Annotated in this window: 22 protein-coding genes; 13 read left to right on the forward strand and 9 right to left on the reverse strand. The window is 60.2% G+C overall.

Annotation, left to right across the window (positions count from 1 at the left end):
• Window positions 1–133 precede the first annotated feature (133 nt).
• Complete coding sequence (locus IPP95_13805; GenBank protein ID QQS74281.1) at window positions 134–1534, reverse strand: HD domain-containing protein; 1401 nt, start codon at window positions 1532–1534, stop codon at window positions 134–136.
• 233 nt (window positions 1535–1767) lie between these two features.
• Here IPP95_13805 and IPP95_13810 point away from each other — a divergent pair, with 233 nt between their 5' ends.
• Window positions 1768–2199, forward strand: coding sequence for a nucleoside deaminase (locus IPP95_13810; GenBank protein ID QQS72227.1), 432 nt, complete (start codon window positions 1768–1770; stop codon window positions 2197–2199).
• A gap of 13 nt (window positions 2200–2212) precedes the next feature.
• Here the strand turns inward: IPP95_13810 and IPP95_13815 are convergent, their stop codons facing one another.
• The 3 genes from IPP95_13815 to IPP95_13825 all read right to left on the reverse strand — a co-directional run bounded on the left by IPP95_13815 (window position 2213) and on the right by IPP95_13825 (window position 5380).
• Complete coding sequence (locus IPP95_13815) at window positions 2213–3322, reverse strand: glycosyltransferase family 9 protein (GenBank protein QQS72228.1); 1110 nt, start codon at window positions 3320–3322, stop codon at window positions 2213–2215.
• Window positions 3323–3379: 57 nt separating this feature from the next.
• Window positions 3380–4366, reverse strand: coding sequence for a hypothetical protein (locus IPP95_13820; GenBank protein ID QQS72229.1), 987 nt, complete (start codon window positions 4364–4366; stop codon window positions 3380–3382).
• 207 nt (window positions 4367–4573) lie between these two features.
• Window positions 4574–5380, reverse strand: coding sequence for a 2,3,4,5-tetrahydropyridine-2,6-dicarboxylate N-succinyltransferase (locus IPP95_13825; protein QQS72230.1), 807 nt, complete (start codon window positions 5378–5380; stop codon window positions 4574–4576).
• Between the two features lie 203 nt (window positions 5381–5583).
• Between IPP95_13825 and ruvX the strand changes: the two genes are divergently transcribed.
• The 4 genes from ruvX (at window position 5584) to IPP95_13845 (ending at window position 7960) form a co-directional block, all read left to right on the forward strand.
• Entirely contained in the window at window positions 5584–6000 is a 417-nt protein-coding gene (gene ruvX, locus IPP95_13830) for a Holliday junction resolvase RuvX (protein QQS72231.1), read from the forward strand.
• A gap of 171 nt (window positions 6001–6171) precedes the next feature.
• Window positions 6172–6753: a peptide deformylase gene (locus IPP95_13835; GenBank protein ID QQS72232.1), complete on the forward strand. Its 582-nt coding sequence runs from the start codon at window positions 6172–6174 to the stop codon at window positions 6751–6753.
• The gene (locus IPP95_13840) at window positions 6750–7325 is read left to right on the forward strand and encodes a hypothetical protein (GenBank protein QQS72233.1); all 576 of its coding nucleotides are present in this window, start codon (window positions 6750–6752) and stop codon (window positions 7323–7325) included. The genes IPP95_13835 and IPP95_13840 overlap by 4 nt, the downstream gene beginning before the upstream one ends.
• Entirely contained in the window at window positions 7322–7960 is a 639-nt protein-coding gene (locus IPP95_13845) for a thioredoxin family protein (protein QQS72234.1), read from the forward strand. Before IPP95_13840 ends, IPP95_13845 begins: the two co-directional genes overlap by 4 nt.
• 46 nt (window positions 7961–8006) lie before the next feature.
• On the opposite strand, the gene IPP95_13850 is transcribed toward IPP95_13845, so the two are convergent.
• A complete protein-coding gene (locus IPP95_13850; protein ID QQS72235.1) occupies window positions 8007–8510 on the reverse strand; it encodes a hypothetical protein in 504 nt (167 codons plus the stop codon).
• A gap of 84 nt (window positions 8511–8594) precedes the next feature.
• Between IPP95_13850 and IPP95_13855 the strand changes: the two genes are divergently transcribed.
• From IPP95_13855 to IPP95_13890, 8 genes are all read left to right on the forward strand, one after another.
• A complete protein-coding gene (locus IPP95_13855; protein ID QQS72236.1) occupies window positions 8595–9497 on the forward strand; it encodes a DMT family transporter in 903 nt (300 codons plus the stop codon).
• Between the two features lie 194 nt (window positions 9498–9691).
• Window positions 9692–10438, forward strand: a complete 747-nt coding sequence (locus IPP95_13860) for a glycosyltransferase family 2 protein (GenBank protein QQS72237.1) — start codon at window positions 9692–9694, stop codon at window positions 10436–10438.
• Between the two features lie 243 nt (window positions 10439–10681).
• Window positions 10682–12385 carry a glycosyltransferase family 39 protein gene (locus IPP95_13865; protein ID QQS72238.1) on the forward strand — a complete coding sequence of 568 codons (1704 nt, stop codon included), beginning with the start codon at window positions 10682–10684 and terminating at the stop codon, window positions 12383–12385.
• 45 nt (window positions 12386–12430) lie between these two features.
• Window positions 12431–13597, forward strand: coding sequence for an aminotransferase class I/II-fold pyridoxal phosphate-dependent enzyme (locus IPP95_13870; protein ID QQS72239.1), 1167 nt, complete (start codon window positions 12431–12433; stop codon window positions 13595–13597).
• 298 nt (window positions 13598–13895) lie between these two features.
• On the forward strand, window positions 13896–15563 hold the full coding sequence (locus IPP95_13875; GenBank protein QQS72240.1) for an amino acid permease: 1668 nt from the start codon (window positions 13896–13898) through the stop codon (window positions 15561–15563).
• Between the two features lie 203 nt (window positions 15564–15766).
• Entirely contained in the window at window positions 15767–17803 is a 2037-nt protein-coding gene (locus IPP95_13880; protein ID QQS72241.1) for a BatA domain-containing protein, read from the forward strand.
• Window positions 17800–19074: a dihydroorotase gene (locus IPP95_13885; GenBank protein ID QQS72242.1), complete on the forward strand. Its 1275-nt coding sequence runs from the start codon at window positions 17800–17802 to the stop codon at window positions 19072–19074. Before IPP95_13880 ends, IPP95_13885 begins: the two co-directional genes overlap by 4 nt.
• A gap of 118 nt (window positions 19075–19192) precedes the next feature.
• Window positions 19193–20278 (forward strand): COX15/CtaA family protein, encoded by a 1086-nt coding sequence (locus tag IPP95_13890; protein ID QQS72243.1) that lies wholly within the window; start codon window positions 19193–19195, stop codon window positions 20276–20278.
• Here the strand turns inward: IPP95_13890 and IPP95_13895 are convergent.
• From IPP95_13895 to IPP95_13910, 4 genes are all read right to left on the reverse strand, one after another.
• Window positions 20168–20764 (reverse strand): hypothetical protein, encoded by a 597-nt coding sequence (locus IPP95_13895; GenBank protein ID QQS72244.1) that lies wholly within the window; start codon window positions 20762–20764, stop codon window positions 20168–20170. The two genes, IPP95_13890 and IPP95_13895, sit on opposite strands and share 111 nt — an antisense overlap.
• A gap of 73 nt (window positions 20765–20837) precedes the next feature.
• Window positions 20838–22121 carry a gliding motility-associated protein GldE gene (gene gldE / locus IPP95_13900; GenBank protein ID QQS72245.1) on the reverse strand — a complete coding sequence of 428 codons (1284 nt, stop codon included), beginning with the start codon at window positions 22119–22121 and terminating at the stop codon, window positions 20838–20840.
• A gap of 74 nt (window positions 22122–22195) precedes the next feature.
• Window positions 22196–22636 (reverse strand): single-stranded DNA-binding protein, encoded by a 441-nt coding sequence (ssb, locus tag IPP95_13905; protein ID QQS72246.1) that lies wholly within the window; start codon window positions 22634–22636, stop codon window positions 22196–22198.
• 64 nt (window positions 22637–22700) lie between these two features.
• Window positions 22701–24197 carry a T9SS type A sorting domain-containing protein gene (locus IPP95_13910; protein QQS72247.1) on the reverse strand — a complete coding sequence of 499 codons (1497 nt, stop codon included), beginning with the start codon at window positions 24195–24197 and terminating at the stop codon, window positions 22701–22703.
• Between the last annotated feature and the right edge of the window lie 15 nt (window positions 24198–24212).

Consider the following 24212-nt stretch of genomic DNA (forward strand, 5'->3'; position numbering starts at 1 on the left):
GGAAGCGGGAATTGTAATGAGAACCGATAGAGAACGCGAATGTAACGGGAGAGTTCAGAGGGGTGATCGGTGGATGGTGATTAGTGCCCCGATGCATATCGGGGGGACGTTCTCCGACACACGGACTCCCGACTCAAGACTCCCGACTCTTTTCAGTCTTCCCGGAATTCGGAGGCGCTTCCATTCCTTTCGCCATCGTCAACCCAAGCTTCGCGCCCTCTTCCAGCATCACCGGCCAGGCGGCGGCTTTGTCGTTATGCACCTTGCCGTCCAGGATCGCGTCCTTGATCACCGTCTTGATATCACCGATCTTTTTACAAGGCGCAATGTTGAAGGCGCGCATGATGTCCTCGCCGGTGATCGGCGGTTGGAAATTGCGCACGTGGTCCTTCTCTTCCACCTCCTTCATCTTCTGTAGCACCACCTCGTAGTTGGCTAAGTAGCGCTTCTTCTTCGCCTCGTTTTTACTGGTGATGTCGGCCTGGCAGAGGATCATCAGGGCGTCGATGTCGTCGCCAGCGTCGAACAGCAGACGGCGTACCGCGCTGTCCGTCACAATGTCTTTGGTGAGCGCGATGGGGCGGAGATGCAGCAGCACGAGGTTCTTCACGAAGCGCATTTGGTCGTCCAACGGCAGCTTCAGGCGGCGGAAAATGCCCGGCACCATGCGCGCGCCCTTGTCCTCATGCCCGTGGAAGGTCCAGCCGTGGCCGGCCTCGAAGCGCTTGGTCTTCGGCTTGGCGATGTCGTGCAGGATCGCCGCCCAGCGCAGCCAGAGGTCGTCGCTCTTCTCCGCCACATTGTCCAATACCTGCAACGTGTGGTAGAAGTTGTCCTTGTGACCGATGCCGTGCTTCTCCTCGGCGCCTTGCAGCTCGATCATCTCCGGGAAGAAGCGCACCAGCAAGCCGCTGCTCAACAGGAGCTTGAAACCGATGCTGGGCACTTTCGCCAGAATGATCTTGTTCAGCTCGGTGTGGATCCGTTCCGCACTGATGATGTCCAAGCGTTCGGCGTTGCGCTCGATGGCCTCGAAGGTGGGCACATCGATGAAGAAGCCGAGCTGCGTGGCGAAGCGGATGGCGCGCAGCATCCGCAGCGGGTCGTCGCTGAAGGTGACGTCCGGCGCCAGGGGTGTGCGGATGACGCCGCTCTCGAGGTCGCGCACGCCATCGAACGGATCGATGAGCTGGCCACGGTCCTCCGCATTGAGCGAGATCGCCAGCGCATTAATGGTGAAATCGCGGCGCTCTTGGTCGTCTTGGATGCTGCCCGGCACCACTTCCGGCTTGCGGCTGTTGCGGCTGTAGCTCTCCTTGCGCGCCCCCACGAACTCCACCTGCACATCGTCAAGCATGAACATGGCCGTCCCGAAATTCTTGAAGACATGCACATGGCCCGCGTCCAACTCCTTCGCCACGGCCTCTGCGTACGCGATGCCGTTGCCTTCGGTCACGATATCGATGTCCTTGCACGGCCTTCCGAGCAGCAGGTCGCGCACGTATCCGCCGATGGCATAGGCTTTCACGCCCATGCGCGCGGCCACGAGTTCCGCGGCTTGGAACAGCGGTTGGACCAGCACACCGACTATGCGGTCCGGGTCCACGGTATGTTCGCTTTGTGTGGTCACGTTGAAAAGGCGTTCCGTTGAACGGGCCCACACCTGCGGCGGGCAGGCGCGAAAATAGGGCTGTTGGAATAGTTTATAGCCGGTACACTTGCACTGCGCGAGCATCTGGAACGCGTTCACCCCGAAGATCGAACACCATGGACGAATTCATGCAAGCCGCCATAGATGAGGCGCGCAAGGGCCTGGAGGAGGGCGGCATCCCCATCGGCTCCGCACTGGTGAAGGACGGAAAGCTGGTCGCCAGCGGGCGAAATAAGCGGGTACAGGAGAAGAACCCCATCCTGCACGGCGAAATGGACTGCCTGAACAACGCGGGCCGCATCGGCAGCTACAAGGGCACCGTGATCTACTCCACGCTGATGCCGTGCTACATGTGCGCGGGCACCATCGTGCAATTCAAGATCCCTAAGGTGATCGTGGGCGAGAGCCGCACCTTCCCAGGCGCTCGCAAATTCATGGAGGAGCACGGCGTGGAGGTGGTCGACCTCGACCTGCCGGAATGCGTGAAGATGATGGAGGACTTCATCGCGGTGAAGCCGGAGCTGTGGAACGAGGATATCGGGGAGTAGGCGGATCGATGGATCAACCGATCACTTGATGGTCAGCGATCTCCCACGCACACTTGAAATGCCCCTCCGGGCAAGCCTTGTAGCCGTGTAGCCCACAGGGGCGGCAATACAGCGACTCAGCCCGATCCACGATACGGCCGTTGGCGTTCAACGGTCCGAAACCGAAAGCCGGTATGGTGCTGCAGAAGACCGCTGTTACTGGGGCGTTCATGGCGCTGGCGATGTGCATCGGGGCACTGTCGTTCACGTAGTTCATCGCGGCGCCTTCCATCAATGCGGCCGTGCCGAGCAGTGAAAGCTTTCCGGCCAGCACCTCGCCACGTCCAGCCTCTTTCGCGATGCGCTCACACAAGGGAATGTCGCCCGGTGCGCCGATGAGGAGGATGCGCCGGTCCGCAGGCAGGGCCTTGATCAGCGCGATCCACTTCTCAGCAGGCCATTGCTTGGTGAACCAGACGGAAGCGGGTGCGATTGTGATGTATTGTCCCCACTCCTCCCGCAGGGTCTCCGCCTCGGGACCCTGCGGAATCATGGCTCCCGCAGGGTCCTCTGCGAGAGACCCTGCGGGAGTTTTTGAGGGTATTGTCTGATCGACATCACTGCGATCCTCCGCCGTAGGGTAAAGCTTCGGCAGCGGCCGCGAACCATCCGTCAAATGCGCGATCAGATCATTCAGCCGGTCCACTTCGTGGATGGTGACCGCGTCGCTTTTCACCGGTTGTTCTCGCAGTACTTTCGGCTCCGGGATCCGGTGCTTCACCTTCCGTGAGAACAGGAAGCTCAGCGGGTTCTTGTCGTAGCCGATGGTCTCCTTTCCGCCGGAAAGCGCCGTCATCAGTCCGGTGCTGAAGAAGCGCTGCGCGTTGATCACATGGTCGAAGCGCTGTTTGCGGAGTGTGCCGATCAGCTTGAACAGTGCGCGGGTCTTGCCTTGGCGCTTGTCCCAAACGTGAAGCGTTCGCAGGAAGGGATGGCCGGTGAAAAGTCCGTCATTGCCCTTGCGTACCACGAGGTCGATGGCCGCGTCCGGGTAGAAGGCATGCAGCTTCTCCAGGATGCTGGTGGCCAGCACGGCGTCGCCTAAGAAGGCGGTCTGGATGATGAGGAACTGCTGCTGTGCCATGGCGGAAGCACCGCAAAGATGCTGTTCGGATCACAAGCTGGCGCAGGTAGCAGCCTTTCACGGAGTGAACGGTACGAACGCGGTGCCGTTCAACCTGTACAAACCCGCATTCTGTGTTCCGACCCAAAGCCCGCCTTGGTGGTCCTTGTAGATGCAGAAAAGCAAGGCTTTCGTATCGCCCTCCTCAAGGGGGAAACGCGTAAGGCTTTCTCCATCGCTGCGCCAGACGCCGTCATCGTATGTCACCATCCACATGTCCCCGTTGTCATCCTCCGTCATGGACAGGAAGTATGGGAACTCTGTTTTCTCGGAGGTTGCGCCTACACCGCTTTTTCGAGAATAGTCCACGAGGTTTGTACCGTTCACCATGGAACTGGTCGGCTGGATGGAATACTGATAGCGCGTGTTGCAGAACCAGAACATGCCATCCTCGTCCTCCAATATCGAGCGGATGCCGAATGAGCCGCCTTCGGGTGTGTCCGTCAATTGATTTTCATAGAGCCAACTGATGGATGTTCCGTCAAAGCGGCATGCACCGAGCGCCGCGGTTCCGAACCACATGTTGCCTTTGTGGTCCTTGTACATGGTGTAAATGCCGTAAGGGTCGAAGGCTGCCTGCGGGTATTGCGCATGGAATGTGTCGGCTTGCGCGGTCTTGGGGAATTCCAGGTGGTACAAGTGTTCGCCATCGTAGCGGTAGGGGCCGCGTTTGTTGTCCCAGCCCATGCGGAACCACAGGTCGTCCGGGCCCAGCTTCCACGCGTTCGGCGCTGTTCCGATCACTTCCAACGTGGTGAACTTCCGCCCATCGAATTTGCAGACCCCTTCCTGCGTGTCGAAGTAGAGGTTCCCGGACCGGTCCTCCTGGATCCCGAGCACGCTATTGCTGCAAAGCCCATGCTTCATTGTGAAACGGACAAGGCTTTTCCCGTCGAATTTGTAGACGCCGTTTTCGCTACCCCCGAACCACATGGCATCATGCGAATCCTGGAACACGACCATCACTTTCGTGCCCGTGCTGGATACGGTATCGCCGCTTAGCATTGTTACTGGCGGATCAACTTGCGCTGCATTTTCACTTTTTGAGTTGTTCCCGGAGCAGGCCGCGAACGAAACCAACAGACCAAGAGTCAGTATTGGTTGGATCATTTGCTTTGCCTTTTTGCTGCGGTTTACCATTAGAAAATGAATGTGATACCGCTCGGACCGGAACGCATTTCTCCGCGTCTCTGCGCCTCTGCGTCGATCTCCTCACACCGCCACGTTATGCTCCCGCAACGCCTCGTTCAACGACGTCTTCCTGTCCGTGCTCTCCTTCCGCTGCCCGATTATCAATGCACAGGGCACACCGTATTCGCCGGCCGGGAATTTCTTCGGCAACGTCCCGGGAATAACCACTGAACGCGGCGGTACGTAGCCCCTCATCTCCTTCGGTTCCGGCCCGGAAACATCGATGATCTTCGTGCTTGCGGTGAGCACCACGTTCGCGCCCAGCACGGCCTCCTTGCCGATCCGGACGCCTTCCACCACGATGGCACGTGAGCCGATGAAGGCACCGTCCTCGATGATCACCGGCGCGGCCTGTACAGGCTCCAAAACGCCGCCGATGCCCACACCTCCGCTGAGGTGGACGTGCTTGCCGATCTGCGCGCAACTGCCCACGGTGGCCCAGGTGTCCACCATCGTTCCCTCGTCCACGTAGGCCCCGATGTTCACATAGCTCGGCATCAGGATCACGCCGGGTGCGAGGTAGCTTCCGTAGCGCGCGATGGCATGCGGCACCACGCGCACGCCCAGCTCGGCATAGCGGTGTTTCAAGGGGATCTTGTCATGGAATTCCAGCGGCCCGGCCTCCATGGTGATCATCTTCCGGATGGGGAAGTAGAGCAGCACGGCCTTCTTCACCCATTCGTTCACCTTCCAGTCATCGCCTGCGGGTTCCGCCACGCGCAGTTCACCGCGGTCCAGGCGTTCGATCACCCCCTCAATGGCGAGGACCACCTCCTCGTCCGCCAACATGGCGCGGTCGTCCCAAGCCTTTTCGATCAATTCGTGCATGGGACAAAGATGGAAACGGATCGGTCGATCGGTCGATCAGCATTTCGACAAGCTCAATGACCTGATCTGACAATCAGACATTTGGATCATCGGGACAAACCGTAACCGCCGACCTTTGCAATTGCATTACTTCGCATTCCATTCACTGATCAACTGGGCGTTCTGTGATCAGGTTATCGAGCGAAGCCGAGATACTGATCAACATGCGCGTCCTCGCCATCGACTTCGGCCTCAAGCGTACCGGCCTCGCCGTCACGGATCCCGCGCGCATCATCGCCAGTGCGCTGGACACTGTGCCTTCCGCCGAGCTGATGGCCTACCTGAAGCGCTACCTAGCTAAAGAAGCCGTGGAGGGCTTCGTGGTTGGATTGCCCTGCAACCTCGATGGCTCACAGACGGACATCACGCCGAACGTGGTGCTTTTCGTCGCTGCGCTGAAGGAGACTTTTCCGAAGATGTGGGTGGAAACGGTGGACGAGCGGTTCACCTCCACCATCGCCCAGCGCACCATGCTTCAGAGCGGCATCGGGAAAATGGCCCGCCGGAACAAGGGAACTGTGGACCGCATTAGTGCGACGATCATCTTGCAAGGATGGATGGACAAGAGCAGAGGGAGGTGAGTCGTGAGTTTTAATAGTCGGGAGTCTATAAGTCGGGAGTCTTGAGTCCGACCGTCCGATCACCTATCGCCAGTCACCTATCACCAGTCTCCATTCACCTTATCAGCGGAAATCCGCTCTTTCAGTGTCATCTGCGTTCCATCCTTCCCCGCCGTAAATTCGCGCCCTTCAATGATACTTCCCATCCGCTCCTATGGCGACCCGGTGCTGAAAAAAGTGGCACAGGACATCGAGCCCGGCCATCCCGGCTTGAAGCAGTTGATCGCCGACATGTACGAGACCATGTACGCCGCCAGTGGCGTGGGCCTGGCCGCCCCGCAGATCGGTGAAAGTATCCGCCTCTTCGTGGTGGACTGTTCGCCCTTCGCGGAGGACGAGGACGGCGAACCCACGGAGGATGCGCACCTGAAAGACTTCAAGAAGGTCTTCATCAACCCCTACATCGTGGAGGAGGAAGGGGAGGAGTGGGCCTTTGAGGAAGGCTGCCTCAGCATCCCCGGCATCCGCGAGGACGTGGAGCGCCAGCCGAAGATCGTGTTGCAGTACATGGATGAGAAGTTCAAGGAGCACGAAGAGGAGTTTGAAGGATTCGCGGCCCGGGTGCTCCAGCATGAGCACGACCACCTGGACGGCATCCTTTTCACGGACTTGATCGCCCCGTTGCGCAAGCGCGTGCTGAAGGGAAAACTCCGCGACATCAGCCGCGGGAAGACCGACGCCAAGTACAAAATGAGATTTACCCCTGTGAAATGAGAACAACCCTTTCCACCTCGATCATTCTTTTGGGCATGCTCCTCTTCAGCGCCTGTGGCGGAAGTGGCGGCCCGGACAAGGAAGGCAACGGCGGGGATACCCTCGCGGTGGCCCGTATCCAGGCCATGGAGGACAGCTTGTACGCACGACCGGGCGTGGACCGGAAAGGCGCCCAGGCCTTGCTGGACGTCTATCTGGCCTATGCCAAGCTCCATCCGCTGGACTCGATGACGCCTGAATACATCTTCCGCGGCGCCAGCATTAAGAGCACCTTGGGCGATCCCCAGAGCGGTATTGCGCTGTACGACCGGATCATCCGTGATTTCCCGCATTGGCGGAAGATCGCGGACACTTACTACCTCAAGGCCTTCACCATCGACAACGGCCTTCATCAAAAAGGGGAGGCGGAAAGCGCGTATAACGAAGTGATCAACCGCTTCCCGGACCACCGTTTCGCTGCGGACTCCAAGCAGATGATAGAGAACCTCAAGTACACCGACGAGGAACTGATGAAGAAGTTCGAAGCGATGAACGCCGATAGCACGCAGGCGCAGGCCTCTTCGGGCCAATGAGCGGGAACGATCGGCAAGCGGCGACCCCGGAGGCTTTGTTGGCAGCTTCGGCTTCGGCCATGGAGCCAAGCTTTTTCCGGGACCTGCTGGAACAGTTGGTGAAGGAGGGCCGCACCACCGGGGCGGACCAGAGCGAGGAGATGGTGGCCTATACCAAGCTCAATTTGGCACGGACCGTGCGCAATGAGAAAACGGTAAAACTGCTCCCGGAGCTGCGCGATGCCTTGGCCCAAGCGCGGGAGATGATCTGGCTGCTGATCACCGAACCGTGGTGCGGTGACAGCTCGCAGGTGATGCCGGTGCTCGTCCTGATCGCGGATGCCGCGCCGAACATCCGCATGCGGGTGGTGCTGCGCGATCAGCACCTGGAATTGATGGACCGCTACCTCACCCACGGCGGGCGGAGCGTTCCCAAGTTGATCGCCATCGACCCCCACGGGAAGGAGCTGTTCACCTGGGGGCCGCGCCCGAAGACTGCGCAGGACATGGTGTGGGCGAACAAGGACCTACCGGAGGCGCAGCAACTGCCGAAAGAGGAGATCTACGCGAAGGTCCACGGCTGGTATGCAGTGGACAAGGGCGTCTCCATCCAGCAGGAGATCTTGGCGTTACTGAATGGGGGCGAAGGTGTCTAGCTAGCTCCATCAGGGTCTCCGCCTCGGGACCCTGAGGCCGGATCATTCAGATCCGCACCAAGGCCAACAACGTGGACACGAGGTTCGGCATGGCCACCTCAGGCATGATGGAGACCGACACGTCATCTTCCTCCTTTTCGCTGGGCTGTTTGACCGAAGCAGCACTCTTCACCTGCTTCACCACGGCGATGGATTCCACCTTGTATTGCCCGTCAGCCAAGGCCTGGACCGCAAGCACGAGCATGGAATCGTCCACTTTGGTCGGGTCATAGGTGACCTTGGCATGGCCGATGGCATCACCGTCGTGGAAGACGATCTCGGTGGTTTCCACGCCGGGCACCTTCACCAGCGCGCTCTTGATCATGCCGCCGCACATCATCTCGCAGGTCATGCCGCTGATGCCGAGGTCGGCGGTGGCCATGGGCTGTCCCTCGGTAATGTTCATCGTGCTCTCCGTGCGTGAGGCCACGGAAACGGCATCGGATGATCCGGGACCGGAGCAGGCGGTGGCCAAAGCGATGGTGGCGATGAGGAGGGATGGCTTGAACATCTTTCGCGGGGTTTGGGGATGCGCGGAGCGCAAAGGTAATCAACCTGTGGACCACCTACTTTCGCGCGCATTTTCACCGGCCCGATGCACGAAGAGACCAAGCCCGACACCACGAAATGGCTGCTCTTGGGCATCCTCTCGCTGATCTGGGGCAGCTCCTTCATTTTGATGAAGCGCGGCCTGTACCAGGACGGCCTTCCTGCGCTCTCACCGATGCAGCTTGCCAGCGCCCGGCTCTTCATCGCCTGGCTCGTGCTCAGCCCTTTATTATTCAAGCACGCACACCTCTTTCGCAAGCACTGGAAGCCGCTGCTGGGTACGGCCCTGCTAGGGAACGGCATCCCCGCGTTCCTGTTCGCCATCGCGCAGACCAGCATCAACAGCTCGCTTTCGGGCATGCTGAACAGCCTCACGCCGCTCTTCACCTTGCTGGTCGGCATCGCGCTTTTCAGCATCCGCATACGGGCCATCAACGCGGTGGGCATCCTGCTCGGCCTTGCGGGCGCCGTGGGCACCATTGCCTACCGCCATGGCGACGGCCTTCCGTCGTGGACCGTCCACGCCGTGCTTCCAGTTATCGGTGCGCTGTGCTATGGTTTCAGTGGCAACATCATCAAGCACTGGCTGTACATGTTGCCTGCTGCGGCCACGTCGGTATTGGCCATCAGCATCGTAGGGCCGATGGGCCTTATCGGCGTGTTGGCAACAGGGCTCCCGCACACCTTGGCCACTGTGCCGAACGCCTGGACCGCTTTGGGCTTTACAGCGATACTGGCAACCTTCAGTACAGGCATCTCGCTCATCCTCTGGAACGCGCTCATCAAGCGCACCTCTGCCGTGTGGGCCTCCTCGGTCACCTATTTCATGCCCATCGTGGCCATCGGCTGGGGCGTCTTCGACGGCGAGATCCTGATGCCCATGCAATTCCTGATGATCGCGGTGATCCTCGTAGGCGTGTACTTGGTGAACCTTGGAACGCGGAAGTGAAGCGGCTGTCCTTGTTCACCACAGAGGCACAGAGAAGGTTATGTCATTTCGTTGCGTTCCCGTTGCGTCCGGCGCGAACGTTGCGGTTCCCTCGCATTCCGTAGCGCCCTGTGCCGCAGGCACGTCTTTGTGCTCTTTGCGTCCTTTGCGGTAGAAACGTCGTTGCGGTAAAATACACCCGATATTCGCGCTCCATGTTCAAAGGCAAAAAAGTCATTGTGGTGCTTCCCGCCTACAAGGCCCAGCACACCTTGAAGCAGACCTACGACGAGATCCCCTTCGACATCGTGGACGAAGTGGTGCTCGTGGACGACAACAGCCCGGATGCCACTGTGGCGGAGGCCAAGCGCCTTGGCATCAAGCACATCGTGGTACACGAGAAGAACACGGGCTACGGCGGCAATCAGAAGAGCTGCTACGACAAGGCTTTGGAACTGGGCGGCGACATCGTGGTGATGCTGCACCCGGATTACCAGTACACACCGATGCTGATCCACAGCATGGTGTCCATCATCGGCAACGGCGTTTATCCCGTGGTCTTCGGCTCGCGCATCCTTGGTGGTGGCGCATTGAAGGGCGGCATGCCCATGTACAAGTACATCGCCAACCGGCTGCTGACCCTCACGCAGAACATCCTGATGGGCGAAAAGCTCAGCGAGTACCACACCGGCTATCGCGCCTATTCCGTGGACGTGCTGCGGAAATGCGAGTACCACCGCTGCTCGGACGATTTCGTCTTTGACAACCAGATGATCGGCCAGATCTTCTGGAACCGGTTCGACATCGCCGAGGTCACCTGCCCCACCAAATACTTCGACGAGGCCAGCTCCATCAACTTCAGCCGCAGCATGAAGTATGGCTTTGGTGTGCTCAACGTGTCTTGGCGTTACTTCTTGGCGCGTACGGGGCTTATGGGGTGGAAGCTGCTCGGAAAGCGGTGAATCGGCCCCCTACCATTGATCATGGAGAGAAGAACCGCAGATGACGCAGATCTGCGCAGATGCGGCCTGCGGCCGAATGCTGTTCCCCGAATTGTGAAATTGGTGACCCGTGATCCGGAATGCCGTGTCCAGGTCTCCGACGCATTATCTGCGTCCATCTGCGTGATCTGCGGTTAACCTTTCAGTAAGTCCGCCGCTAGGCGGGCTAGGATCCAGCCCTCTGCGGCTACCTTCGGGCCGCTCATGCGCAGTCTATCCAAGCTACAGGTCCAGCTGCTGATCGCGCTCGTTGCCGCGCTGCTCTTCATCCCCGGCCTCGGTGCCGTACACCTGTTTGATTGGGACGAGATCAACTTCGCGGAGATCGCCCGCGAGATGCTCGCCACGCACAACTGGCTGCAGCCGCAGATCGGCTACGTGCCCTTCTATGAAAAGCCGCCGCTCTTCATGTGGATGCAGGCCGTCAGCATGTCCGCCTTCGGCGTGAATGAATTCGCCGCGCGCTTCCCGGATGCCATCTGCGGCATCGTCACCTTGCTCGTCCTCTTCCGCATCGGCGATCGCATGCGCGGACGGCTCTTTGGCCTGCTGTGGGTGCTGGCCTACGTCGGCTCCATCCTGCCGCACCTCTACTTCCGCAGCGGCATCATCGACCCGTGGTTCAACCTCTTCATCTTCCTCGGCTTCCTGGCATTCATTCGCATGAGCGATACCCCCGCCAGCGCGGATGTATCTAACCGGGAGAAGAACATCGCCTCGGTGCTAGCGGGCGTTTGGCTTGGACTGGCGGTGCTCACCAAAGGCCCGGTAGGTATCCTGATCCCCGCCCTGTGCGCGCTGGTGTATTGGGTGATGAACCGCTTCAAACTCTACGTCTCCATCCCGCGGGTCCTACTGATGTTCGCCATGCTGCTCATCGTCCCCGGCCTCTGGTTCGGCGCGGACTTGCTCCACAACGGACCGACTTTCATCACTGCCTTCTTCTGGCGCCAAGTGGCCATGCTCTCCTCCGAAGACGCCGGTCACGGAGGCTTCTTCGGCTATCACTTCGTCATCCTGCTCATCGGCTGCTTCCCAGCATCGGTCTTCGCATTGCAGGAAATGCTTAAGTCGGCTAAAAGGTCGGAGAACGGTCGGCAGGCGCCTGACAACCGACAACTCCCGATGAATATCGGGACAACTGACAACTACAGAAAGTGGATGCTTATCCTCTTCTGGGTAGTCCTCATCCTCTTCACAATAGTCAAAACCAAGATCGTCCACTACAGCAGCCTCTGCTATTTCCCGCTCACCTTCCTCGCCGCGCTGCAATTGGAACGCCTGTGGAACGGCGGAAAAGCCACGCAATGGTCACGGCTGCTGATGGGCGCCATCGGAACGCTCTTCGCGGTGGTGACACTTGTGCTGCCTTACCTCGGCATGCATCCGGAGCTCATCGCGCCCTTGCTGAAGAACGATGCATTCGCCCAAGGGAACCTGATGGCGAACGTCCACTGGACCGGCTGGGAAGCGCTGGCGGGCGTGTGGATGGTGGTGATCCTCTACCTCGGCCACCGCTTCTTCTCCAAGGCGCAATACCGTAGCGGCATCGTGACGGTCTTCGGCGGCACGGCGCTCTTCGTCACCATCACGCTGTACTACTTCATCAACCGCATCGAAGGCTACTCCCAGCGCGCGGCGGTGGAGTTCTTCCAGCAGCGACAAGGCGAGAAATGCTACGTGCTCACCAAAAACTACAAGAGCTACGCCCAATGGTTCTACAGCGACATGCCGCCCATCACCGACCCACGGGCGTACGACGAGGAATGGCTCCTGCACGGCGCTGTGGACAGGCCGGTGTACGTGGTGTGCAAGGTGACCAGCGCGGAGGAAGTGGCCGCAATACCGGGGTTGAAGGAGATCGGAAGGAAGAACGGCTTTGTGTTTTGGAAGCGGGAGGTTCAATAGCGCCTGCCTCGCACCGATACCTTTCCGGCCCAATAGGCAAGCACCTTGAAACCCGACGACCTCTCCTACATCCTCAACCACCTCGGCGAAGACCGCGAGGCTGGTTACAACGCCGTGGTGCCACCGATCGCGCAGAGCGGCAACTTCACCTATCCCACGGTGGAGGCCCTGCGCAACGCCATGCGCAACGAGTTCGACGTGCCGCTGTACACGCGGGGCGTGAACCCCACGGTCGCCATCGTGCGGAAGAAGCTGGCAGCGCTGGAACACGCCGAGGATGCCTTGCTCTTCAGTAGCGGCAGCGCGGCCATAGCGGCGGGCGTGATGAGCTTCGTGAAGGCGGGCGACCACATCGTCTGCGTGAAAAAGCCCTACAGCTGGACCACCAAGCTGCTGTCCGAACTGCTGGTGCGCTTCAACGTCAGCACCACCTACGTGGACGGCACCGATGCGGAGAACTTCCGCAAGGCGATCACGCCGGAAACGCGGCTCTTCATCCTGGAAAGCCCGAACTCTATCATCTTCGAATTGCAAGACCTGAGTGCCGTGGCGGCGATCGCGAAGGCGCACGGCATCCTCACGCTTTGCGACAACAGCTACAACAGTCCGCTTTTTCAGAATCCGATCGATCTCGGCATCGACCTCGTGGCGCATTCCGGAACGAAGTACCTCAACGGTCACAGCGACGTGGTCTGCGGCGTGCTGGCCGGAAGCAAGGAACACATCCGCCAAGTGATGGCCAAGGAATTCATGACGCTCGGCGCGGCGCCTTCACCGCACGATGCATGGCTGCTGATGCGCGGCCTGCGCACCTTGGAACTGCGCGTCCATCGCAGCGCCGACAGCGCCGAACGCGTAGCGAACTTCCTAGAAGCGCATCCAAAGGTCTCGAAGGTGAACTGGCCTTTCTTGAAGAGCTTTCCACAGGAGCCGCTGGCGAGGAAACAAATGAAGCGCTGCGCCGGCCTGATGAGCATCCGCGTGAAGGCCGCCGACATCGCCGGTGTAGAGCGCTTCTGCAACGGATTGCAACGCTTCCTGCTGGCGGTGAGCTGGGGCGGCTACGAATCGCTGCAATTCCCCACGGCAGCAGTGATCGGCCCAGGCATGCCGCAGGGTGAACTGCCTTGGGACCTGGTGCGGATCTATGTTGGGCTGGAGGATCCGGAGGCGTTGATCGCGGATCTGGAGCAGGCCTTGGCGTTGGTGTAAAGAGTACCACAAAGGCATCCCTTCGGGAGCCAGGGACACTAAGAACACGAAGACGGATTTTAACCGCAACGACCGCTACGGACGCAACGGTGCGCAACGTATTTGAGGGACTGAATTCCAAGGAGACTTGCGAAGGCCGATCGCCTGTTTGGCTCGGCCATCACCGGGAATGGCGGGGATCCCGTTGCGTCCGTTGCGTCCGTTGCGGTAAACCAGCACCGATCCCTCCCGTATTTCATCTGCGCTCATCTGCGTCATCTGCGGTTATCTATCCGGTCTTTACCTACTTTGCCCGCCCATGTCGAATCAGCTCTTCCGCAAAAAGTCCGTGGAACGCATCATGCGTGACCATGCCCAGCGGGAGGCGGACGGCCATCAGGGCATGAAACGCACGCTCACGGTGCGCGACCTGACGTTGATGGGTGTTGCGGCAGTGATCGGTGCGGGGATCTTCAGTACGGTGGGTGCGGCGGCATACGAAGGCGGCCCCGGTGTGGTCTTCCTCTTCATCATCACGGCGGCGGTCTGCGGCCTCACGGCCTTGTGCTATGCGGAGTTCGCGGGCCGGGTGCCCGTGAGCGGCAGCGCGTATACCTATAGTTACGTCAGCTTCGGGGAGGTGGTGGCGTGGATCATCGGCTGGGCGCTGATCTTGGAATACGCGATCGGCAACGTCGTTGTGGCGATCTCGTGGAGCAGCTACTTCACGAACATCCTGGCGGGCTTCGGGCTGCATCTTCCCACCTGGCTCACCACGGATCCGATGGGTGCCGAGGAGGCCTTCAAACATGCGCTCGCTACCGGGCAGGCCACGGAAGCGCTGGCATGGACCACCGCACCGATGGTCGGCGGCATGCATGTGATCATGAACATACCAGCGGCGTTGATCACCGTGTTGGTGACAGCCTTGGTCTACATCGGCATCCACGAAAGCAAAAAGGCCGCGAACCTGATGGTGATCGTGAAGCTTGTCATCCTGGCCGCGGTGGCGCTGATCGGGCTCTGGTACATCAAGGGCGCGAACTATGTGCCTTTCCTGCCCAACGGCATGGGCGGCGTGCTGAAGGGCGTCAGCGCGGTGTTCTTCGCCTACATCGGTTTCGATGCGATCAGCACCACGGCGGAAGAGTGCAAGGACCCGCAACGCGACCTGCCGCGCAGCATGATGTATTCACTGATCATCTGCACGGTGATCTACTGCATCACCGCGTTGGTGCTCACCGGCATGGTGCCTTCTGCAGAATTCAAAGGCGTGATGGACCCGCTGGCCTTTGTCTTCAACAGGATCAACCTTCCCGGAGTCGGGTTCGCTGTAAGCGTCGGCGCGGTACTGGCCGCCACAAGTGTGTTATTGGTGTTCCAGCTGGGGCAGCCGCGCATCTGGATGAGCATGAGCCGCGACGGACTTTTACCGCCGCGCTTCGGGCACCTGCACCGCAAATTCGGAACACCTGCCTTCGCCACCGTGATCACCGGACTGGTGGTGGGCATCCCGGCACTCTTCGCACCGAGCGACATCATCACGGACCTTACTTCCATCGGCACCTTGTTCGCCTTCACGCTGGTGTGCGGCGGCGTGCTGGTACTGCCGCGCCTTAGCCGCTTGGACGCCCAAGGCCGCAAGCGCTTCCAGATCCCCTACATCAACGGCCGCTTCCTGGTGCCGCTGCTGGTGCTGGCCTACTTCGTGCTCGATCGGGAACGCCTTCTCCACGCGGTGAGCACCATGCACTTGGACCGCCAGGCCGTGCTGCTGACAGCCTTCGCGGTGTTCGCGCTGGGCACGGCGGTACAGTCGTTCCGCAGGCGCTATTCGCTGATCCCGTGCATCGGCATGCTGAGCTGCGCCTACCTGATGATCGAGATCCCCGCGAAAAGCTGGGTGGTCTTCTTCGGCTGGATGGCCGCGGGTTTGGCTGTCTACTTCCTGTACAGCAGGAGGCATAGTAAGCTGAGGGGGGAATAGTTGTCAGTTGCTCGTTGTCAGTTGTCAGGACTGTCCCAGCTTCCTCGCGCAGTGGCTCGGGCGTGTGGTTTTCCGGCTCGGATCTGATAGTAGCCAATGGGGTATCTTTCAAAGTGAACTGGCCAAGAACCCTGACAACTAACAACTGACAACGGACAACTAGGCGAAAGAACTGCCAACTATCAACCACCTTTGCGGCCCCCATGGCCTTCCTCTTCCCCTCTTTTCTCTGGGCGCTCACAGCGTTGGCCATCCCGGTGATCATCCACCTCTTCCAGCTTCGGCGGTTCAAGCGGATCGATTTTCCCAACGTACGCTTCCTCCAAGAGGTGACGCAGCAGACGCGTTCCCGCAAGAAGGTACGGCACTGGTTAGTGCTGCTGGCGCGGATGTTGGCGTTGGCCTGCCTCGTGCTGGCCTTCGCGCAGCCCTACAAAAAGTCCACCAGCGGGGCGGTGAAGGCCGGGCAACGGGCAGTGAGCCTGTACCTCGATGATAGCTGGAGCATGGACGGGCAGAACAGCGGTGGAAGGCTGCTGGATCAGGCCCGCACAGGTGCGCAGGACGCGGTGATGGCCTACAGCCCCACGGACCGTTTCCAGGTGATCACCAACCGTTTCGAGGGCCGCCAACAGATGCTGATGGGCCGCGATGAAGCGCTGGCCGCGGCCGGACAGGTGGAGGTGGGGCCTTACGCCCGTCCTCTTTCGCAGGTGATGGAGCGCCAGCACGAGGCCCTTTCGCGCAGCGATGCCCCGGCGAAGTTGGCTTTCCTTTTCACCGACCTGCAGCGCGTGACCACGGACGTGGACCAATGGACGAACGACAGCACGGTGAAGACGGTGATCGTGCCGCTGGAAGCTGCCAACGCGGACAACCTCGCCATCGATTCGGTGTGGTTCGAGAACCCTGTGCGCCGCCTCGGGCAGACCGAGGCGCTGCATGTGCGCGTGCAGAACTATGGCAAGCAGGAACTGCGCAACGTACCGCTGAAACTCACCATCGACGGGCGTCAGCGGGCCATGGCCACCTTCGGCATCGGGGCGGACACCAAGGTGGATACCGTGCTGAGCTTCACCAACGACGCCACGGGCTTCCATCGCGGACTGGTTTCCATCGACGACCGGCCGATCACCTTCGACAACGACTTCCACATCGCCTACCGTACGGCGGAAAAGCTGCACGTCCTCTTGGTGAGCGGTGGCAATGCGGCCAGCGACAAGGACATCGCAGCGGTGTTCGCCGGTGACAGCGTCCATGCCTTCAGCACGCAGCCGTACCGGCAGATCGACCTTGCCTCGCTGGCCCAGCAGGACCTCGTAGTACTGAACGCACTGCCGGACATCCCCAGCGGACTGGCCAGTGCGTTGGAGGAATTCGTTGCCGGTGGTGGAAGCTTGGCGCTTTTCCCCACTGCCGATGCTGATCCCGCTTCGTATCGCACCACTTTGGCGCGCTTCGGTGCGGGCTTCGGCGCGAAGGACACCACTACGGTGAAGGTGGAACGCATCGACCTGCGCTCGCCCTTCTTCCGGGACGTCTTCAGCAGCATGCCCGCCAACGTGGACCTACCGCTGGTGCGCACACGCTTCGCGATCACCCCTGCGCCTTCCGCGGATGTTTTCCTGCGGCTGCAGACCGGCGCGGCCTTCCTCAGTTCCACGCCTCTGGAGAAAGGTCGCGTCTACCTCTGCGCCGCGCCACTGGACGCTTCCGGCGGCACTTTCAACCGTCACGCGCTGTTCGTCACCTCCATGTTGCGCATGGCGGAACTGGCCCGTCCGATGGGTGCGCTCTACCACATCATCGGTGATGAGGCTGCGATACCCTTGGAAGGTGTGGACCTGCAAGGTGAGGCGGCACCGCATCTGAAAGGCCCCGGCGGCATCGATATCATCCCCGAAGTGAGGCGCACCGTGGGCGGCGTTTCGTTGGTGCTGCACGATGAGGACCTCAGTCCAGGCCCGTATGCGGTGACGGCCAACGACGACACCGTGGCGATACTCGCGCTCGACCTGTCGCGCAACGAGGGCGACCTCAACGCCTTCACGCCGGACCAACTGAAAGAGCAACTGGCACAGCGCGGCATCACCACCATCACCGTGCTGGAGCAGACCGGCAAGGAGCTGGCCGCGAGCCTGAAGGACCTGGACCAAGGCACCAAGCTGTGGAAATGGTTCATCTTGGCGGCTCTATTATTTTTGATCCTGGAGATCTTCTTGATCCGCACCATCCGATGAAAGATGTTCTGCTCCGCCAAGTGAAGGTGCTGGACCCCGGCGGTCCGCTCCACGACACCGTCACCGACCTGCAGATCGTCGATGGCCGGATCACAAAAGCCGGAGCCAAGCTGCCCAAGGGACAAGGGGAGGTGGTGGAGATCGAAGGGCTGCATGTCTCACCGGGCTGGGTGGACCTCCGCGCACACTTCCGCGATCCCGGCGAGGAATACAAGGAAGGCCTCACCAACGGCTTGGACGCTGCGGCCGCCGGTGGTTTCACCGCAGTGGCCGTATTGCCGAACACTGCACCGCCCGTGGATCAGCGGGCCACCGTGGAATACCTGCTGCGGAAAGGGCAGGATCACGCCGTGCGCGTGCTGCCGTTGGGCGCGCTCACGAAAGGGCTGAAAGGCGAGCAGCTCGCGGAACTGTATGACATGCACCAAGCCGGTGCCGTGGCTTTCACCGATGACGTGTCACCGGCCCGGAACACGCGCCTGATGCTGTTGGCCTTGCAGTACGTAAAGAACTTCGATGGGCGTGTGATGGCCTTCGCGCAGGACGCGCACCTCAGCGCCCAAGGGCAGATGCACGAGGGTGTGATGAGCACGCGCTTAGGCATGCGCGGCATCCCCGCCATGGCCGGGTCCATCCAACTGGCCCGCGACCTGGAACTGTTGGAATACACCGGTTCACGTCTGCATGTGGACGTGGTGAGCACGGCTGAGGAAGTGGAGCTGATCCGCAGAGCGAAGGCGAAGAAGCTGAATGTCACGGCCAGCGTGGCGGCACATCATCTGCTACTCGACGACGGCTGCCTGCGCGGCTTCGACACGAACTACAAAGTGATGCCGCCACTGCGCGATCCCGCCCACATCGAGGCGCTGCGCGAAGGCGTGAAGGACGGCACCATCGACAGCATCGTCAGTGACCACCGGCCGGAGGACACCGAGCACAAGAAGGTGGAATTTGCGCAGGCGGCTTTCGGGATGATCGGCCTGGAAACCGCATACTCCGTGGCCAACACCGCGCTCAAGAGCCGCATGACCGCACGCCGCATTGTGGAGCGTTTCTGCCAAGGGCCGCGCGCCGCACTGGGTCTTTCCGTTCCGCACCTCGTGGAAGGAGAGATGGCAGAGATCACCCTGTTCGCGCCTGAGCATCAATGGATGTTCAGTGACAAGGATATTGTGAGCCGCTCGCGGAACACGCCTTTCATCGGCCATCGCTTCACCGGGAAAGCGCTTGGGGTTGTGGCGAATGGACAGGTGAAGCTGAACACGATTTGAACGTCCGCCTAACGGCACCCGCAGCTTTCTGAGGAAAAACCGCAGATGGCGCAGATGAACGCAGATGGTTCCGCTTTGCGGAACTCAGAGCAAACGCTGACAACTAATTTCGCGCCCTATGTTGAACGAAAGCGCGCGGCGTTTGCGGCCAGTTGTGATCTGGTTGTGGGTCGGTTGTGCGATGATCGCCTGTATGGTGGCCATCGGCGGTGTCACCCGGCTCACCGGCAGCGGGTTGAGCATCACGGAGTGGAAGCCGATCATGGGGGCTTTGCCGCCGATGAACGATACGGAATGGCACGTGGCTTTTGAGAAGTACAAGCTGATCCCGGAGTACACCTTGATCAACCAGCACATGACGCTGAGTGATTTCAAGGGGATCTTCTTCTGGGAATTCCTGCATCGCAACTGGGGCCGCTTGATGGGCCTCGTGTTCTTCGTGCCCTTCGTCATTTTCTGGCGGAAGGGCCTGCTGAAGGGCTGGCTGATGAAGCGCGGCTGGAGCATCCTCATCGGCGGCGGGCTGGTGGGTGCGTTGGGCTGGTTCATGGTGGCCAGCGGCTTGCAGGACAACCCGGACGTGAGCCACTACCGTCTGGCGATCCACCTCTGTGCCGCGTTCACCATATACAGCCTCGTGCTCTGGACCATCTTCGACATCCACCGTGGTCGGCGCGGTTACGTCAGCGACGGCACTTCCGCAGGAAAGTGGTCGCGCTGGCTGTTGGCGATCGTCGCACTGCAGATCATCTACGGTGCTTTCACTGCGGGCCTCGATGCGGGCCGGATCTATAACACCTGGCCCTTGATGAACGGCGAGTTCATGCCGGAGAACGTCACCGCGTTCGGCAGCCTTTGGAAGGACTTCACCGATCACAAGGACGGCGTCCAGTTCATCCACCGCAACTTCGCCTGGGTGGTGATGATCGCGATCACCTGGTTCGGCTATGCCAACCGGAAGAACACCGCGCTGAAGGGAGGTGATCGCTGGCTCTACGGTGTGATGCTGGTGCAGTTCACCTTGGGGGTGCTCACGCTGGTGACGCAGGTGTGGCTGCCCTTGGGCGTCATGCACCAATTGGGCGCGCTGCTGCTACTTACCGCTTTGCTGAACGTCCTTCACCACACCGGCTTGGCCGCCCCAGTGGAGGGTGTGCGCGAAGCGGCGGATGTCCGCCCGGATGCGCTCGGTCACGGGAGCTAGTGAGTCCGAGTTGGGCCGCACGTCGAAGTAGAGCGCGCCGTACAGGAAGTTCGAAGTGCTGTCGGTGAGGTAGAACACCATCGGGCTGGCCACGTTGCCGTCCACGTCGAAGATCGTCCCGAACACACGGGCGCTGTCCCGAAGTACTTCCTCGGCCCTGATCCGCGTGGCCATGGACTCGTGCTTTGCCTTGAACTCGTGCGCGTCGTTGATCAGTTCCGGAAGGTCGCCGTGGACGCTGCGCCAGGTCATGTGAACGGCCGCGCGTTGGCCGGGGAAGAGCAGGTCCGTCCAGCAGACCGTGCCATCCCCATCGCCCGTGCCGGCGCCTTTCATCAGGTGGGCATACACGGGAACTTCCGCGGTGAACGGGCAATTGCTCGCAACGGTGTTGGTGCTGTCCACTGGCAGATCAATGCGGAAGTAACCGCGCGGCTTGGGAATAGCGTCGTCAGAACACCCGGAAGCAAGAACGATCAGGAACACGAAGCCAAGAGCAGCAGGCAGCTCAATCGCCCGCCTGACAACCGACAACTGATAACTGACAACCGGGCCCGCCCTAAACCGCTTCATTCCGAATATGGACCTTCACCCGCCGTACCCGCTTGTTGTCAGCGCTCTCCACCGTGAAATCGAAATTGTGCAGGGTGACGCGCTCGCCTTTTTGGGGGATCTTTCCGGTAAGCTCCAGCACAAAGCCGCCCAGGGTCTCGCTATCCCCTTTGTGCTCCTCGAAGAGTTTGCCGTCGATCTCGAGGATGCGGTACATGTCGGTGAGCGGTGCCTTGCCCTCGAAGACATACGTCTGGTCGTCCAGCTTGCTGTAGATCAAGTCCACGTCATCATACTCGTCCGTGATGTCACCCACGATCTCCTCGATCACATCCTCCAAGGTGATGATCCCGCTGGTGCCGCCGTACTCGTCCACCACAATGGCCAAGTGGACGTGCTTTTTCTGGAATTCCTTCAGCAGCTCGTCCAGCTTCTTGTTCTCGGGCACGAAATAGGCGGGCCGCAGCAATGTGTTCCAATCGAAGTCCACGGCCGCGATGTGCGGCAGCACGTCCTTGATGTAGAGCACGCCCACCACGTGATCGGCGGTCTCTTCATACACGGGCACGCGGGAAAAACCGCTGGCAATGATGGCGTCCAGCAGGTCCTTGAAGCTGATCTCCTTGTTGAAGGCGGTCATCTCGGTGCGGGCGCGCATGACCTGCCGGGCCTCGATGTTGCCGAACTTCACGATGCCGCTGAGTATACGTTGCTCCTCGGCCGTGGTGCTGGCGTCGGTCGTCAGTTCCAGCGCATGGCCCAAGGATTCGGCGTCCACGTTCTTCGCGCGTTTCTTGTAGCGCTTTTCGATCACCGTGGTGGTACTGAGCAGGAGTTTGGTGACCGGTGTCCAGAAGAAGCGCAGGCCCAGCAGGGGGGTGCTGAAGAACTGCGCCACACGCATCGGGTGGCTGGTGGCATACACCTTCGGCAACACCTCGCCGAGCAACAGGATCACGGCGGTAACGGCGATCACTTGGATGATGAAGACGAGCCTGTCTCCCATGACCGTCAGGTCGAAGAGGCCTGCCACGGCAATGGTGGACAACACGGTGACGCCGATGTTGGCGAAGTTGTTCATCACCAGGATGGTCGCAAGCAACCTGCGGGGCTTGGAAAGCAGCTCCAGCACATTCGCGCCGCTGGTCCCGCCGCGATCCTTGAGGTCGCGCATGTGGGTGGCGTTCAGCGAGAACAAGGCCACCTCGCTGGCGGCGGTGAGCGCTGAGACGGCCAGAAGCAGCACAATGCCGATCAAAGCGGCAAGGGTGGTCGGATCGAAGTTCCCCATCAATGCAGGGACCGTTCAGGGTGCGCCGCAGGCTGTACCTGCGGCCGGAGAGGTCGGCTTCGTCGTCTCAAAGCTCAGAAAGGAAGGTCATCATCATCGGCGCCCGGGTCGGCCGTTACAGGGGCGGACTGCGTCGCCTGTGCGGGACGTGGTGCCGACGCTTGTGGCGGGCCGTCATAGGAGGGCTTACTGTCCAACATCGTGAGGTTATCCGCCATGATCTCGGTGGTGTAGCGCTCGATGCCGTCCTTCTCCCATTTGCGGGTGCGCAGCTTGCCTTCCACGTAGACCTTGCTGCCCTTCTTCACGTATTTCTCCACCACTTCGGCCAAGCCGCGCCACACCACCACGCGGTGCCATTCGGTCTGCTCGCGCTTTTCGCCGGTCTGGCGGTCCTTGTAAGTCTCGCTGGTGGCGAGGTTGAAGTTGGCCACGGTCACATCATTCTGGAGGTGCCGCACTTCAGGGTCGGCGCCGAGGTTGCCGATCAGGATCACTTTGTTCACGCCGCTCATTGCTTGGGTAGTTGGGTTTGCGAAGATAGGGACCGCTTAGTGGAATGATCGCGGAAACCAGGCCCTACTCGCAGATCACCTTCACCACGCCAAGCGTTCCCTTCTTTCCCAATACCTCCACCATGTACAGCCCGGCTGGCAATCCCTCCCGCTCCAGGGTGTAGGTAGGACCGACCTGCCCGACCGCAGATCGCCGGACCATACGGCCCAAGGCATCGCGCCAGATCACACGTTCCGGGCGGGCGGTGCCGTTGAACACCAAGGCTGCACGGTCGATCATGGGATTTGGTCGTAGACCGATCGCCACAATAGTGTGGGCCTCACATATTCCTGTGGCCAGGGGGGCGCTGTCTAAGTAACGCTTACAAGGAGAGGGAAAGCCGCCCATAACCTTGCTCTGCGGGTATTGGTAGTTGCCAAAGCCGCCCAGAGGAAGGAATTCCCGTTCCAATAATTGAGTTTGGTAGCCCGGGTTCGGGGGGTACCAAGGGTGGGCAAGAAGAAAGCCAAAGGCGTCCACGGTGAAGTTGGAGCCGTAGCGGCTGTCATAAGAATTTGGCTGGGTTGGTCCAAAGCCGGTAAATGTTGCTGACTGGCTCCATAAGCTGTCCGGTGGGGTGGCGGTCAGGTCGAGCTGCACAATACCCTCGTCCACGAACGGTTCTACAGTGTCCAATAGATTGATATAAAGAAATTGACCTGAGTTGTCGAAATTCAGCCCCTTTGCCCGTGAATAAATGGCCGGGAAGGGGGTTCCATCATTGTCGATGCCTAAGGCCATCCCGATCTCGGTCCAGAATTGAATCACGCCGGTGCCTGTGTCGAAGTTGAAGAGTTCGATCTTGCTGGTATCAATTGACACGTCATTCTTGACGACTCCAAGCCGGTCCCCTTGAAGCGAGAAGGTCATCTGGCCCCTTCGATCCAAATTGTCCTTTGGGAAAGTAGAGGGCAGATAGGTGGTGCCGACCTGAGAGGTCACGGGATCAGGATCAAGCCCTGTTCCCGACAAATGGAATGCGTGAAAGGCATCATCATCGTCCGTGTGCAGCACCACCCAATACCCGGTTCCGGTCGCGTCCATGGTGGCACTGATCTTTGCGGTCGTATGTTCCATGAACCAAGTGGTACCGTTCCCGATCACGGCCCCCGCACCGGAGTTCGCACCCATATCAACTTCTACGAATCCAGCCCGCGCGCTGGGCGGTAGCTCATTGATGAAGACGGCATAATGGTCGATCGATCCCGGCACGGGCAGGATCAAGTAGTTGCCAGCCGGAACATTCCACGCCAAGTCGTTCACCGAACCTCCTTGAACGGTTTCGAAGATGGCGTTACGGATGCCGAAGTCATCGGCAAGCAGCAAAAACTGCCCGGCCGTGTCGCTGATGCAGGCGTTGCGCTGGGACACCGTATCGGGCATCAGTTCCGAGATCACGGTTTCGGGACCGATGTTGAGCCACACGCCACTTCCGAACACCAAGTTGGAATTGCGAAGTTGGGCTTGGCCTGTTCCGCCTAAGCCGATCAAGAAAGTCACCAACAGGATTTTACGATACATGGTTTGCCCTTGTGA

It is taken from the genome of Flavobacteriales bacterium (genome assembly GCA_016700415.1).
Taxonomy (GTDB): Bacteria; Bacteroidota; Bacteroidia; order Flavobacteriales_F; family PHOS-HE28; genus PHOS-HE28.

Bases quoted from the DNA above. Each gene is read 5' to 3' on its own strand.
- IPP95_13865 (QQS72238.1), top strand. From the start codon at position 10,682: ATGCGCAGTCTATCCAAGCTACAGGTCCAGCTGCTGATCGCGCTCGTT.
- IPP95_13850 (QQS72235.1), bottom strand. From the start codon at position 8,510: ATGTTCAAGCCATCCCTCCTCATCGCCACCATCGCTTTGGCCACCGCC.
- IPP95_13835 (QQS72232.1), top strand. From the start codon at position 6,172: ATGATACTTCCCATCCGCTCCTATGGCGACCCGGTGCTGAAAAAAGTG.
- IPP95_13840 (QQS72233.1), top strand. From the start codon at position 6,750: ATGAGAACAACCCTTTCCACCTCGATCATTCTTTTGGGCATGCTCCTC.
- IPP95_13810 (QQS72227.1), top strand. From the start codon at position 1,768: ATGGACGAATTCATGCAAGCCGCCATAGATGAGGCGCGCAAGGGCCTG.
- IPP95_13880 (QQS72241.1), top strand. From the start codon at position 15,767: ATGGCCTTCCTCTTCCCCTCTTTTCTCTGGGCGCTCACAGCGTTGGCC.
- IPP95_13825 (QQS72230.1), bottom strand. From the start codon at position 5,380: ATGCACGAATTGATCGAAAAGGCTTGGGACGACCGCGCCATGTTGGCG.
- IPP95_13815 (QQS72228.1), bottom strand. From the start codon at position 3,322: ATGGCACAGCAGCAGTTCCTCATCATCCAGACCGCCTTCTTAGGCGAC.
- IPP95_13855 (QQS72236.1), top strand. From the start codon at position 8,595: ATGCACGAAGAGACCAAGCCCGACACCACGAAATGGCTGCTCTTGGGC.
- IPP95_13885 (QQS72242.1), top strand. From the start codon at position 17,800: ATGAAAGATGTTCTGCTCCGCCAAGTGAAGGTGCTGGACCCCGGCGGT.
- ruvX (QQS72231.1), top strand. From the start codon at position 5,584: ATGCGCGTCCTCGCCATCGACTTCGGCCTCAAGCGTACCGGCCTCGCC.
- gldE (QQS72245.1), bottom strand. From the start codon at position 22,121: ATGGGGAACTTCGATCCGACCACCCTTGCCGCTTTGATCGGCATTGTG.
- IPP95_13845 (QQS72234.1), top strand. From the start codon at position 7,322: ATGAGCGGGAACGATCGGCAAGCGGCGACCCCGGAGGCTTTGTTGGCA.
- ssb (QQS72246.1), bottom strand. From the start codon at position 22,636: ATGAGCGGCGTGAACAAAGTGATCCTGATCGGCAACCTCGGCGCCGAC.
- IPP95_13875 (QQS72240.1), top strand. From the start codon at position 13,896: ATGTCGAATCAGCTCTTCCGCAAAAAGTCCGTGGAACGCATCATGCGT.
- IPP95_13910 (QQS72247.1), bottom strand. From the start codon at position 24,197: ATGTATCGTAAAATCCTGTTGGTGACTTTCTTGATCGGCTTAGGCGGA.
- IPP95_13860 (QQS72237.1), top strand. From the start codon at position 9,692: ATGTTCAAAGGCAAAAAAGTCATTGTGGTGCTTCCCGCCTACAAGGCC.
- IPP95_13805 (QQS74281.1), bottom strand. From the start codon at position 1,534: ATGGGCGTGAAAGCCTATGCCATCGGCGGATACGTGCGCGACCTGCTG.
- IPP95_13820 (QQS72229.1), bottom strand. From the start codon at position 4,366: ATGCTAAGCGGCGATACCGTATCCAGCACGGGCACGAAAGTGATGGTC.
- IPP95_13890 (QQS72243.1), top strand. From the start codon at position 19,193: ATGTTGAACGAAAGCGCGCGGCGTTTGCGGCCAGTTGTGATCTGGTTG.